At 58.7% G+C, this 13,868-nt stretch carries 9 protein-coding genes and 4 pseudogenes; 1 reads left to right on the top strand and 12 read right to left on the bottom strand.

Annotated features, from left to right (window positions below; all coding sequences use genetic code 11):
• Nucleotides 1-55: 55 nt before the first annotated feature.
• The 11 genes and pseudogenes from AC0L7L_RS20535 to garL form a co-directional block, all read right to left on the bottom strand.
• Nucleotides 56-895: a lactonase family protein gene (locus AC0L7L_RS20535; protein ID WP_473514110.1), complete on the bottom strand. Its 840-nt coding sequence runs from the start codon at nt 893-895 to the stop codon at nt 56-58.
• Nucleotides 896-1,048: 153 nt separating this feature from the next.
• Entirely contained in the window at nt 1,049-1,870 is an 822-nt protein-coding gene (locus AC0L7L_RS20530; protein WP_272214529.1) for an NAD-dependent epimerase/dehydratase family protein, read from the bottom strand.
• 132 nt (nt 1,871-2,002) lie between these two features.
• A complete protein-coding gene (locus AC0L7L_RS20525; protein WP_272214530.1) occupies nt 2,003-3,058 on the bottom strand; it encodes an Ldh family oxidoreductase in 1,056 nt (351 codons plus the stop codon).
• A gap of 17 nt (nt 3,059-3,075) precedes the next feature.
• Nucleotides 3,076-3,850, bottom strand: a pseudogene (locus AC0L7L_RS20520) (ABC transporter ATP-binding protein).
• Nucleotides 3,847-4,725 (bottom strand): ABC transporter ATP-binding protein, encoded by an 879-nt coding sequence (locus tag AC0L7L_RS20515; RefSeq protein ID WP_272214532.1) that lies wholly within the window; start codon nt 4,723-4,725, stop codon nt 3,847-3,849. The pseudogene AC0L7L_RS20520 and the gene AC0L7L_RS20515 overlap by 4 nt, the downstream one beginning before the upstream one ends.
• Nucleotides 4,700-5,497, bottom strand: a pseudogene (nikC, locus tag AC0L7L_RS20510) (nickel transporter permease); the annotation flags it as partial. The pseudogene nikC and the gene AC0L7L_RS20515, both read right to left, overlap by 26 nt.
• 131 nt (nt 5,498-5,628) lie before the next feature.
• Entirely contained in the window at nt 5,629-6,660 is a 1,032-nt protein-coding gene (locus tag AC0L7L_RS20505; protein ID WP_473514106.1) for an ABC transporter permease, read from the bottom strand.
• 98 nt (nt 6,661-6,758) lie between these two features.
• Complete coding sequence (locus tag AC0L7L_RS20500) at nt 6,759-8,363, bottom strand: ABC transporter substrate-binding protein (RefSeq protein WP_473514104.1); 1,605 nt, start codon at nt 8,361-8,363, stop codon at nt 6,759-6,761.
• Between the two features lie 115 nt (nt 8,364-8,478).
• Nucleotides 8,479-9,627, bottom strand: a complete 1,149-nt coding sequence (locus AC0L7L_RS20495) for an enolase C-terminal domain-like protein (RefSeq protein ID WP_473514102.1) — start codon at nt 9,625-9,627, stop codon at nt 8,479-8,481.
• Between the two features lie 127 nt (nt 9,628-9,754).
• Nucleotides 9,755-10,648, bottom strand: coding sequence for a 2-hydroxy-3-oxopropionate reductase (gene glxR, locus AC0L7L_RS20490; RefSeq protein ID WP_473514100.1), 894 nt, complete (start codon nt 10,646-10,648; stop codon nt 9,755-9,757).
• Nucleotides 10,649-10,758: 110 nt separating this feature from the next.
• A pseudogene (garL, locus tag AC0L7L_RS20485) lies at nt 10,759-11,535 on the bottom strand (2-dehydro-3-deoxyglucarate aldolase); the annotation flags it as partial.
• Nucleotides 11,536-11,784: 249 nt separating this feature from the next.
• On the opposite strand from garL, the gene AC0L7L_RS20480 reads away from it, so the two are divergent.
• Nucleotides 11,785-13,437: an IclR family transcriptional regulator domain-containing protein gene (locus AC0L7L_RS20480; protein WP_473514098.1), complete on the top strand. Its 1,653-nt coding sequence runs from the start codon at nt 11,785-11,787 to the stop codon at nt 13,435-13,437.
• 111 nt (nt 13,438-13,548) lie between these two features.
• Here the strand turns inward: AC0L7L_RS20480 and AC0L7L_RS20475 are convergent.
• Nucleotides 13,549-13,785 (bottom strand): annotated as a pseudogene (locus tag AC0L7L_RS20475) (transposase); the annotation flags it as partial.
• Between the last annotated feature and the right edge of the window lie 83 nt (nt 13,786-13,868).

The following is a 13,868-nucleotide window of genomic DNA, read 5'->3' as shown; positions in this document are numbered from 1 at the left end:
GTATCCATGCGGACGGCAAAAACCGACGCAGTAAGAACAAGACGCTGGGTCCGGTTCAATCACCCGTCTCCATGCCCAGCTCGAGGACCCAGCTTGGGCGGGCGCCGCAATCAAAATCCGTCATGGAGGTCAGCGCGCCGTCTCGACCGACCGCATAGACGCGTCCCGCATTGGCGCGAAACCCAAGAGCAACCAGAATACCGCCATCGACCGAAAGACAAAGCACCCGCGGATGTTCAGGTGCAATCACCTGACTTGAAATGACCGGAACTGGCGTCTCCCTGCCGATCCTCATGGCAAAGATCGTGCCGGTGGCGCGCTCGCTGACAAAGAGGTGGTTTCCATCCGGCGCGATCACGATATCGCCGCCCATGGGACCAACCGCCTCCGGGACCAGACGAGCCGCCCCGGTAAGCGACGCCGTGGCGGTTGCGATCACGCCGACAAAACCACCCTCTTGCATCAGCACATAGGCATGTGCGCCATCTGGCGCGATCGCAATATGCCGTGGCCCACTCCCTTCGACAAATTGCACCATGCCGGTTTCGCGCAGGGCGCCGGTGGCGCGTTCAAAGGCGAATTGGCGCACCAGGTCGTCACGACAGGCCGCGCCATAAGCGATGCCGCCATGCTCGCACAGGCAATGGGCCATATCGCCGATATGCACGGTATCACCGACCTCTTCCGGAACGCCGTCGGCAGAAAGCGCAATCGAGAAACCGCGACTACCGCCAGCACCAAGCAGAAAGGCACCATCCGAGGAAGCAGATAAATAGCAAAACCCTGCCGGCACGGAAAATGTGCCGGTATAGTCAAGCAGATCTTTTTCGGGATCATATTTGAAACAAATAATGGCTGGTTTATCGCCGCGCCAAGCGAGATGAGACTCGATCACCGTGCATGGCCATGGGAATAGCCGATGACGTTCCCGAAACACCCGGGATTGGCTGACGCCCGGCCTCGGCAATGATCCCGGTCGCCAGGTCGAGGCGATACACGATGATATCGGCCGAAGCGGTGTTACAGACGATAAGGCGATGCTGCATGGCTACCCCTTTGCGTCGCGTTTCGACAGCGCCGCCAAATCACCGCGAAATTCCTTGCCAGCCGAACCGCCGCCCTGCAGCATGTCCACAGGGTTTTCAGTATCCCTTTCAAGTGGTCCTAGCAAATCCACATAGTCTTCGGCGTCATCCTGCGGCCGGTAGCCCAGCGCGAAGGCTCGCCCATTGTCGCACCAACTACGACTATTGGCAGAAATGCCGAACACAGCCTCATGATGATAGTCTGCATCCAGCCCCAACCTCACCAGAGCGGCCAGGTCGCGCGCCGAGACCCAGGTGGAAAGCTCTCGCCGCGAGCGCGGCTTTTCCTGAAATGAGCCGATGCGGATGACAAACCCCTTCACGTTGTATTTGTCGGCATAAAGGCTTGCCAGCGCCTCACCGAATGCCTTGGTCACGCCGTAGCGGGAATCCGGTCGCAGAGGTTCGCTGCCATCAAGTTTCACTGTTGTGGGGTACATGCCAAGGACATGGTTGGAACTGCCGTAAAGAACCCGGTCGACCCCTTTTTGCGCTGCCGCCTCCCAGAGATTGGCGGCTCCGACGACATTTGACGCCAGGAGATTGCCCCAGGGTCCCTCCTTCGGGTTGCCGGCCATATGGATGATGGCATCGACGCCCTCACACAGTTCAAGCGCAAAGTCGTAATCGACGAGATCGCCATACATGTACTCGACCGTAAGGCCTTCGGTCGGCTCGATCTCTTTACGGCCGGAAAGCCGCCAGATTTCGCCTTCGCGCGGGACACGTCGCGCAATTTCGCGACCGATGACGCCGCCGGCCCCTGTCATCAGAATGCGACGCATGATCAGACCATCCTTTCGTCGTGGTGACGGCCGCCGTACGCTTCAAGACGTAGCGCGAAATCGCCGTGGGTAATCTTTCCAACCTTCGCCAGCACACATGCCGTGAAAGTCTGCCCTTCCTTGCACATTGGCCTATCCGTTTTCCGGCAAGGCCATCCCCAGCCTATCTGCCCAATCCAATAGCCCGGAGACAATGCCAAGTGACAGCGGAACGCCTTCGCTCAGATACCGCGCGCGCAAAGACCGCGCTCTTTCACCGGGCACGCGCGGCGGGCGCTCGTCGTCTGCCGCACGGGCACTGCGGATTGCCTCTGCAAGGAACCCGTTTTCGGCCATGAAGCCCTCAACCCCGCCAAATGCTTCCGGGTCAATCACCTGCAGGAACACATTGGCCTGCCACCCCTCGGGTCCTATCCGGCGTCCATTACCCGAAAGGCCGTGCGTCAGCGCTTCAACGGTCATGCCCAGTCCGGTTCCCTTGTGCCCGGTCGCAAAACCGCCAAGCGGCATGATCGCACCGGGCGGCGTCGTGAAGCGTACCGCCGGGTCCCGGCTTGGCCTGCCCTCGGCATCGATCAGCCATTCATGCTCAAACTGCCTGCCTTCATTGCGAAGCCGGTTTACCATGCCGTTATTCGTCTCGGATGTGCTGATGTCGATCACCGCCGCCCCACTTTCGCCAGGAATACCGAAAGCGATCGGATTGGTGGAGAGCACCGGCGACGCCGCACCAAAAGGCGCAACGCAAGCTTCCGTCGGGTCCGAGACGGCGATGATGGCCATCATACCGCGATCGGTGACCGGTTTGAGATAGGAAACAAGACCCGCTGTGTGGTGGCTGCGCCGGATCGACAGTGTGTAGGTGCCGAAGATCTCGGCCTTCTCGACCGCAGTTCGAAGCCCTTCGGTTATCAGCCAGGGACCAGGCAAGAGCCGCCCGTCCCAGAGCGCCGCAGCCGGCCTTTCGTTCAAAAGCTCCGGATCGCCCTCAAGCGTCATTCCGCCATTTGCCGTTGAGGCCAGATAGGCCGGCAGAAGGCTGAGCCCGTGCGTCGTATGCCCCATCAAGTCGCCTTCAACGAGAACGGACGCCACTGTCTGGCAAAAACGTTGCGAAAGGCCTGCTTTCGCAAGGACCTCGCTGGCAAAGGCCACAAGGTCCGAGGCGGCAAATATCTGGGCCGTCATATGTGCATTTCCTTTTCTTAGCTTCCGGCCAAGGCTTGCGCCACAGTGCGGTCATAGCGGCGGCTCGCATCGTAGAGCGTTCGAGTATACTCACCCTTCATCTGGCCGGTCAGCATCGTGTCGCGATCAAGAATTTCTTCGATCTCGTCCCTGACGCATAACCGCCAGCCGGTCGCAAAGATGAGAGATCACCGCGAGGTCGTGGCTCACCATCACATAGCTGAGTTCCCGTTCCCGCCGAATTTCCGCCAACAGGTTGAGGATCTCGGCCTGAACGGAAACATCGAGCGCCGATGTTGGCTCATCGAGGAGCAGAAGTTTGGGATTCAGGATCAGCGCGCGCGCAATCGCAACCCGTTGCCGCTGGCCGCCGGAAAGCTGATGCGGATAGCGGAAACGGCAGCTTAACGGCAGACCGACCTGATCCAGAATACCGGAAATCCGCCGGTCTATACCATCCACCTTGTGGATCTTCAGGGGCGCGGAAAGCGTGGCATTAATGGTGTGCTTGGGATGCAGCGAACCATACGGGTCCTGAAACACCATCTGGATCTGACGGAAATGCGACTTTTCGAGCGTCTTGCCGATCGGCCGCCCATCCACCGAGATGGCACCTGTCCAGTGATCGTAAAGTCCGGCAATACAGCGCAGGACCGTCGACTTGCCGCAGCCGCTTTCGCCGACAAGGCCGAACACCTCGTTCTTGCCGACGGCAAAGGAAATATCGCAGAGCACCTGCTGGGAACCCGCACCTTCACCAAAACTCAGTTCGAGATTGTTGACTTCGATCATGCGTTTTCCTCCTTCAGCTTCATCCATTCCGGATCGCGGTTCAAGACGGGCAGGATGTCGCGCCGCATGTCCAGTGAAGGCAGGGAATTCAGCAGCCCGCGGCTATAGGGATGCTGGACATTGTCGAGATCCTTTGCCGCAATTGTCTCCATGACTTGGCCACCATACATGATCAGAACTCGATCGCAGAAGGATCGCACGAGGTTCAGATCGTGGCTGATGAAGATCAGCCCAATACCGCGCTCACGCACAAGATCGTCCAGAATAGCAAGCACTTGCAGACGCACGGTTACATCAAGCGCGGATGTCGGCTCGTCAGCGATGATGACATCGGGCTCGGCAATCAGCATCATTGCGATCATCACCCGTTGGCCCATGCCGCCTGAAACCTGATGCGGGTACAGATCATAAACCCGCTCGGGCGAGCGGATCTTGACCGCCTCCAGCATTTGCAGGGTGCGCTGTCGCGCATCCTTGCGTCCGACCTTGAAGTGGACACGATAGGCTTCCGCGATCTGCTCGCCGACGGTGATGACGGGATTTAGTGAATATTTCGGATCCTGAAGGATCATCGAGATTCGAGCGCCGCGCACTTTCTGCATCTTGCGTTCGCTGGCTTTCAACAGATCAACGTCGGCAAAGCGCATCTCGTCGGCTGTAATGCGGGCGTTTTCCGAAAGAAGGCGAAGCAGCGCGCGACCGACGGTCGATTTTCCCGAGCCCGACTCACCGACAATCGCGAGTTTTTCGCGTCCGAGACTGAAGGAGACGCCTCGAACGGCATCCATGCTCAGATAGCGCATCTGGTAGCGGACCCACAGGTTATGGACCTCGATCAGAGGTCGGGCATCATTTGCTTCTGGGATCAAGGACATCACGCAATCCATCGCCGAAGAGGTTGAAGGCAAGGCTGACGATCATGATCGCCAGGCCCGGATAAGTTACCACCCACCAGCTATCCAGCATGTACTGGCGTCCGGTTGAGGTCATCGCACCCCATTCAGGTGCTGGCGGCTGTGCCCCGAGCCCGAGAAAGCCGAGGCCTGCGGCCGTCAGGATGATACTTGCCATGTTGAGCGTGATCCTGATGACAACGCTCGGCAAGCACATCGGAATGATCTCGCTGAAGATGATGCGGCTATTGGATGCGCCCTGAAGTCGAGCCGCGGCAACATAGTCGGTATTGCGGATGGTCAGCGCTTCGGCTCGGGCAAGACGGGCAATCTGCGGCCACCCGGTCAACGCAATGGCGAAAACCGCCTGGTTCAATCCCGGGCCCAGAACGGCGACGAAGGCGAGCGTCAGGATCAGGCTGGGAAATGACAGAAAGAGGTCGGTGATTCGCATCACGACGAGATCGATGGCACCACCGAAATAGCCGGACACCGCACCGATCGCAAGACCGATCGGTGCGACCGTAGCAGTGACCAATGTCACGATGTAGAGCGTGATCCGTGAGCCGTAGACGACGCGACTGAAGATGTCGCGGCCATACTCGTCCGTTCCGAACCAGTGCGCGCCTGAAGGGGCCTGAAGCGCATCGGAAAGAATCTGGGCACTCGGATCGTAGGGCGCGATCAGCGGCGCGAAAATCGCCAGCATGATCAACAGGAAGACGATTGCCGCACCGATTAGCGCCAGCCGGTTGCCGGTGAATTCGATGATCCCGAGCAGCAATCGTTGCACGAACGCCTCACGCGGCGAACGCGCTGTTCTAATCAGGAAGGGTTCTTCCTGCTTGGGGCCTTTTGGGGTGTTTTGCATGGTTGAGGTCACAGTCATCGTGCCGTCCTCGGGTCGAAGACCTCGTAGAGAAGGTCGGTGATCATGTTGATGGTGATGAAGATAACACCGACGATCAGGACGCAGACCATCATGGCATTCAGGTCACCCATCAGAAGGTTATGCGTCAGATACTGGCCGAAGCCGGGCCAGGAGAAGATCGTCTCGATCAGCAGCGCGCCTTCCAGCATCGCCGCATAGGTAAGCGCGACAATGGTGAGCAGTTGCACGCGGATATTGGGAAAGGCGTGGCCCCAGATGACGTGCCAGGCCGAAAGCCCCTTCACGCGGGCGGTAATGATATATTCCTGACCGAGTTGCTCGAGCATGAATGAACGTGTCATCCGGCAAAGCGCTGCCATCGAGGCGTAGCCCAGGACAGCCGCCGGCAGAACGATGTGGCGGACAGCGCTCCAGAAAACATCGAAGTCACCTGCGAGCAGTGAATCGATCAGCATCATGCCTGTTCTCGTCGGCACCATGCCTTCGTAATAGATTGCCACTCGACCCGAACCGCCGAACCAGTGGAGCTTGGAGTAAAAAAGAATAAGACTCATCATCCCCAGCCAGAAGATCGGCACAGAATGACCGAGCAGGGTCAGCACGCGAATGATATGGTCGGTCGGCTTGTCGCGCCTGACGGCAGCCAGCACGCCGAGCGGAATGCCGAGACCTGCACCAATGATGACGGCCAGTGTGCCAAGCTCGATGGTTGCGGGGAAGACCCGCAGGATATCGTCGCGCACCGCATTGCCGGTCAGGAAGGCGGTTCCGAAATCGCCTGTCAGGATGCGAGCTAGATAGAGCTTGTACTGCATCCATATGGGCTGATCGAGTCCGAGACGCTGATAGGTCGCCATGTAGGTCTCGTAATCCGCATCGGGCCCGACGATATGGGCCACCGGGTCAACCGGCATGACCTGGCCCAGGAAAAAGGTCAACGTTACGAGCATCAGAAGCGTCACGATCGCCGAGGAGACGAACCTTAAGGCGCGGCTGGCGCGACCGGCTGGTTTCTTTAACGTCATTTTTGAACTCCTGGAGGGCGAACCCGCACCGTGGCGCGGGTCCCGTTCCCATGATCGGGCTGGCCGAGAAGGTCAGCCCGACCGGCTGGTCCGTGTTGTCAGCGGTCCTTGCGGACCTCGCGATAGCGCGTGTTCTGATAGGGGTGGGCGATGTAGCCCTCGATATCATCCTGATAGACGACCGTGTCGTAGCTCATCGAAATGATCTGCATCGCCGGAATATCCTCTTCGAACTTCCGCTGGATTGCTGCATACATTTCATCCTGCTTTTCCGGATCGGGCTCAAGCAGCGCGGCATCAAGCAACGCATTGATCTGCTCATCCTGGAAGGATGTGCGCCATGCCTGAAGCGTGTAGAGCTTGGCCTCATCCGAATTGTCCGGATTATAGACGATCGACAGAAGGCTAGTGTAGGGATGGGCCCCCGTGCGGTCACCGCCGCGCCCGACGATCATATCGAACGTGCGCGCTCGCATGTTACCGTAAACCTGATCGCCATTGCCGGTCAGGATCTCGGCATCGATACCACCTTCGGCTAGCGTTGCCTGCAGCGCCGTCGCAATGTTGACGAAGGGCGAATCCGGCAACACGCGGATCGTGGTCTCGAAACCATCAGGATAGCCCGCCTCCGTCAGCAGTTTTTTGGCATAGTCCGGATCAAATTGGTACATCGGGTTCGGCAGCGCACCAGGCAGACCGGCAGGGATCGGACGTTGATAGAGGTCGCCGTAGAAGGGCAGGATCGTGTCGTTTATCCCCTCATAATCGATCAGGTGACGGACGGCCTCGCGGACCTTTGGGTCCTGGAATTCCTCCTCCTGCATGCTCATGGCGAGGTAGTAGACATTGCCGCTCGGCACCTTGGCCGTCACGAGGTCCTCATCACCCTGAAGCGCCTTGATGTCGGCAACCGACATGCCCATGCTGATATCGATGTCGTGCTGTTCGAGCGCCAGACGCTGTGTCTGGCTTTCCGGCATGTGACGGTAGATAACCCTCTTCATCGCCGGTTCGCCGCGCCAATAATCATCGAAACGATCAAGGATCACCATGTTGTTGGCATCCCAGCGCGCAAGCTTGTAGGGTCCCGAACCTGCGCTGTGCGTTGTCAGCCAGCCCTGGCCGTAGTCACCGTCGACCTGATGCGACATGGCTTCCTTGCTGTCGATGACCATCGCCAGGCCCTTGCCGGCGATGGTGCCCATCATCAACGCAGGGTCAGTTGGCTGGGGAAAGCGCACAACAACCGTGTAGTCGTCCGGCGCATAGATCATGTCATCGAAATTTTCCGCGTTATAGCCGAGGACACGGACATTCGATCCGCCAATGCCAAGTTCGAAGGCACGCTTCATCGACCAGACGAAGTCATGGGCGGTCAGCGGGTTACCGGAATGAAACTTGACATCGTCACGCAGGTGGAAGGTGACGGCGTCGCGTGCCTCGTTTAGCTCCCAACTCGTTGCCAGCGACGGGTTGAAAACACCCTTCTCGACCGGATCGGCTTCGATCAGGCTGTCATAGACATTGCTGTTGATTTCCGTCGATTGGCGACCGCTCATCGCGCTCGGATCAAGCGATAGCATGTTGACCAACGTGACGCCGACGATGAGCTGATCTTTTGGTGTTTCGGCCTGCGCGGCAAACGGCGCGAACGAAACCGCGGCAACAAGGCCCGCGACTTTCAGGAAAGTCCTGTACTTCATATTCTCCTCCCAGAGCGTTTGTAATGGTGCTGTTTCCGTTAGAAAGGACAATTTGTCCTACAAATTTTAAGTCTGTATGTTCCCTTTGGGTTGATTTCCGTTCCTCCCGCTAGCGTCAGTCGATTGCGTGTGATCGGATGTAGTCGAAGTTGATATCCTCCCCGAGACCAGGCAGTTTCGAGGCGTGAACGAACCCCTCACCATCCATGGGATCCGAGATTGCGTTGAGGTAAAGTGGAGGCTGATCGTAGTCGAGATGCGGATGAAGCAGACCCCGCTCGTAATAGACGCAGTTGGCCACCGCCATGCACAGCGCCAGATTGGCCGCGCCATTGCCATGGATCTCGCAATTCATACCGTTGGCTTCCGCGAGATGCGCGGTCTTGAGCACCGGCCCCAGCCCACCGGCGCTCAGCATGCCAGTGCGCAAGATATCACTGGCATTGCCCCGCACCCATTCAGCGCGCGTGCGGTATTTCCCCTGCATCGATTCCGGCCCGATGACAGGAATGGAAAGGTTGGTGCTGAGCCAAGCATAAGATGACATGCTGGCTTCATCCATTGGCTCCTCGAACCACAGAAAATCCAGCTCTTCCAGGACCTTGCCAATGTAGAGCGCATCCGAACGATTATACCAGTGATATCCGTCCAGCATCAGGGCGATATCGGGACCGACGGCCCTTCTAACCGCCGCGCATGCGCGTACATCATTGCGCGGATCAGGGGCGCCCGGCATGGGTGGCATCCAGGTGTGCAGCTTGATCGCCTTGTAGCCGCGCGACACCAGTTCCTGCGCAAAGTTTCCATAATCCTCCGGCGTCGCCAGTCCGCCCGGAATGTCGTCGCCGCACATAATGCTGCCATAGGCCGCAATCTTGTCCCTGAACCCGCCGATCAGCCGGTGTACCGGCAGCTTCAGCGCGCGGCCGGCAAGGTCCCAGAGTGCCTGATCCATTGCGCTCAGAGCCTTGTCGGACAGTCGCCCGGAGCTGCCCCGCTGGCGCTGTTCGACATTCTGCCAGATGCGCTCGCGATAAAACGCATCTTCGCCGACAAGCGCAGGCCGCAGATATTTGTCCACGACAGAAGGCCGGATCACATCGGGGCTTTGAAACGCGTAGCCCTCATGGCCATCTTCAGCCACGATCGTCAGCATTGCCTGTGTCGCCGGCTTCTCGGGCCCGGGATGAGAGTGGCCATGACTATCCGCATGCTTACGTGTCACATGGGAAAATTTCGTCACTCTGACGTCGATGATCCTCACCGATTTCTCCAGTCTAATATTTGTATGATTCATTCTTCAGCACAACGAATATGAATCACACAATGATCTTTCACACCCTCGCGGTCGAGAGTGCCGGGAAGCGATATTCGACCCGGCTTCCCGCTCCTCACTCGGCGCTCTCGCCGATCTCGAAATCGGCAAGCAGCTCCAGCGCCTTGACCATGCCGGAATGATCCCAGCCGCTGCCGCCACGGGCGGCACAGGCATTGAACAGTTCCTGGCAAGTCGCGGTATTAGGCAGCGACAGCCCCATCTTCCGGCCGGCCGATAGCGCCAGATTGAGGTCCTTCTGGTGCAACGCAATACGAAAACCCGGATCGAAGGTCCGCTTGACCATGCGATCACCATGCAGTTCGAGGATTTTCGAAGAGGCAAAGCCACCCATCAAAGCCTCGCGCACACGCGCGGGATCGGCTCCGGCACGCGCCGCAAACAGAAGCGCCTCGCCGACGGCTTCGATATTCATCGCGACGATCATCTGGTTGGCCACCTTGGCGGTCTGTCCTGCACCAACACCGCCGACCAGCGTGATATTCTTGCCCATCAGTTCGAAATAGGGCTTTACCGCCTCGAAAACCGCGTCCTTCGCGCCGACCATGATCGACAGCGTGGCGCCCTTGGCGCCGACTTCGCCGCCCGATACGGGCGCATCGACATAATCGCAGCCCAGAGCCTCGATCCGCGCCGCATACTCCTTGGTTTCGACAGGGGAGATCGAGCTCATGTCAACGACGATCTTGCCGGGCGCCAAACCTTCCGCCACACCGGCCTCATCGAACAGAACCTTGGCGACGTCAGGCGTGTCGGGCACGATAACGAAGATGATGTCGGCCTGTTCGGCGACAGCCTTTCCGCTCTCGCATACCGTTGCGCCGGCCGCGATGATCGCTTCCGGCACAGCGCCGATCGTGTGAACATAAAGCGTGTGCCCCGCAGCCAGCAGATGCCCCGCCATGGGCGTTCCCATAATACCCAGCCCGATAAAGCCCAGCTTGCTCATGTGTTTTCCTCTCTTGCGTCCTCGTTGGAATGCGCCGCCTCGGCCGTGCCAACGACACGTTCAGCGGGCCGGCAAGGAGCGCCGGCAGCCGCTTCTGCGCCCGCTTCCCCACGATATGTGTTGTACAATTGCTGTGTTGCGTTGCGAAACAAACCAAGGTCCGAACCAACTGCGACAAAGGTTGCACCCATGGCCAGATAGCGCCGCGCATCGGCTTCCACCGGCGCCAGGATGCCCGTGGCCTTTCCATGACGGGCTGCCACGGAGAACACATCGGCAATGACCTTCTGCACCTCAGGATGATTGGCATTGCCGAGATGTCCGTAGCCAGCGGCCAGATCGGATGGGCCGATGAATATACCGTCGACGCCCGCCACGGCGGCAATCGCCTCGATCTCATTGACTGCGGCCGGGCTCTCGATCTGTACCAGCACCGCAATATTGTCGTTCACCACCTTGATATAATCGGGGATCGCTCCGTACCGGTTCGAGCGCTGTGAAACGGAGACGCCGCGCACGCCTTCCGGCGGATAACGCGTTGCCGCCACCGCGCGTCGCGCGTCTTCGGCCGACTGCACGAAGGGAATGAGAAAATTGTAGAAACCGCTGTCGAGCAGCCGCTTGATCAGCACTGTGTCATTCGATTGCGGTCGCACCACCGGCGCGGAGGGGCTATCTTTCAGCGCCATCAACTGCGGAATAAACGACAACACGTCATTGGGCGCATGTTCGCCGTCGAGCAGAAGCCAATCGAACCCCGCAAGACCCAGCACCTCCATGCTGATATGACTTCCAAGTGCGCTCCAGCATCCGATCTGAACCCTATTTGCCAGGATGTTCTGGCGAAACGTGTTCGGGATGCCACTATAGGGCGTTGCGCCTCCCATATGCCTTTTCCTTCCCATCGAGCGAAATATCCCACATGGGCACTCCGCTTCATCATTTGAGACTGATAATCGGCGCGAGCATGGGAAATGGTCAATCCCGTGATAGACAAACCAGACAATTCACGCCTATTTTGATGCTCGCAGTTCCATATGATGGGACTATTCAAATTTGACCGACAAAAACGATCCACGATGGACCATGCGACGCATATCCATAGGGGTCTGCGGTGACTGAAACGGAGGAAGCCCATGCCGGACCGGACACAACAGGAACACACGGAGAGCGACGCCGAGCAGAAGGGGGTGAAGGGCGCAGCGCTCCTGATGAAGGCCTGCGACATCCTCGACCTCGTCGGCACCAAGCCGAGGCAACTGACAGCGAAGGATCTTGTCGAAGCAACAGGTCTTTCGAAGTCAACGGTCTACAGGATCGTCGCTGCTCTTTCCGAACGCGGCTTGATGCGTGCGGGACAGAACAATCAGAAACTGCTGCTCGGCTTCCATTTCCTCGATCTTGCCCAGAGCATCGGCACGGAGATGGATCTTGCGACAATTGCTGCCGACGAGTTGCGTCGTCTGCGCGAGATGACAGGCGAAACAGCCTATCTCGCCGCTTTGATGGGCAATGAGATGGTGTCGCTAGCAAAATCCGTCGGCGCACATGAAAACAGTTCGACAGCCGCACTCGGCGGCACCAAGCCGGTCTATGCGACCAGTCAGGGCAAGGCGATCCTCGCCTTCCTGCCCGAACGCCGTGTCGAGCACATCCTCAATTCGCTGACCTTCAGACCGGTCACCGACTACACCATCACCGACCGCAACACGCTGCAACTCAGCCTCAACATCATCCGCCAGCGCGGCTTTGCCATCGACGACCAGGAGAATATCGTCGGCACGCGCTGCATCGGCGTTCCGATCCTCGATGCTGGCGGGCAGCCGGTGGCGGCCATAAGCGTTGCGGGGCCAGCCTACCGGATGACGCTCGAGCGCATCGAGCAGCTAGCACCCGAACTCATCGACGCCGGCCGCAGGCTTGGACATCTTGTGAAGGAATACAGGGCCAAGAGCGACAATCGCTCAGAGTGGAGAATCACACCGCTCGGCGAGGCCGCCTTTCAAGGCGCAAAACCATTCTGGGACGAGCACAATGACTGCGTCTACTGGATCGATCGGCTGGCTCCGGCCATCTATGCCATGCAGGGCGACGACAAGCCAAAGCTGCTTGCCCAGATGCCCGGTCCGATTTCGGAGGCACTTCCATCACGCGGCGGCGGCATTTATGTCGTCTGTGAAGGCGAATGGCATCACGCCAGTCTTCAAGAGGGTTGCCGCAGGATCGATCGTCCTCGCATCCGCGATTTTCGTGCCCTGTGCACGCGGCCGGGCGGCAGCACCTGGGCAACGCTTCTTGAGGACAGCAGCAGCACGATCGGTTCGCTCTCGGCACGCGGCGAATTCCAGCCGGAGTGGAACGTTGCCCGCAAAATAGACGAGAGCGTCTGGTCACGCGATGGCGAGCGCCTTTATGCACTGAGCCGCAGTGACGGCCTGATCTACGAAATGCGGAGGGGTCGGGAGGCCGCGCTGGTCCTGAGCCGCATTCCACGCGGCTCGGGTGAGCCTTGCGCTCTGACGGTCGATGATGCAGACCGTCTATGGGTCGCTCTTAAAGATGGCTGGGGTGTGGCACGGCTGAACGAAAGCGGAGAGATAGAGCAAGTTATGGCCCTGCCTGTGCCTTATCCGACCGGCCTTGCCTTCGGAGGAAGGGATCGCGCCACGCTTTACGTCACATCAGCCCGGCTGGGTGTCGGGCGAGAAATGCTGGAGCACGCTCCGCTGTCGGGTCGTCTCCTCAAAATTGAAACTGGCATTTCAGAAGCTTTGCCCCCTGAATGTTGATTTCCGCGCAGAAGTGATTGGATCGATACCCCTCCCGACGGCATCACAATGTGCCCAGGTGATGAGGGTCACATCATTGATAGGAGGAAGTATCCATTGTAATTTGGATCGTCACCGAACCGATGAAGATTTCGGCGCGCGAAATGACAGGCTGAGGTTCTTGCGCAGGCAGTTCGACAACCAAGGCCGCGAATTCAACCGCATTTTCCAGCGCGGGCCAAAAACCAGTTTGCCCTGACGGGCCATCGTTCGCCAGGACGAAAGGTGGTTTATTCTCAGCCCGCGACGTTCTGCAACGTCATTCACCTTAACGCCCGGCCGCAAATTCTCCGACACGATCTGCCCTTTGACCTCATCTGATCATTGGCGATTGGCTTTACGTCGCCGGAGCCCCCTTGTGAGAACCTCCAATGTAGATTCCATAGAGACAC

The organism is Martelella sp. K41-7, assembly GCF_055808365.1.
This window is presented reverse-complemented; position numbering and strand designations above follow the sequence as displayed.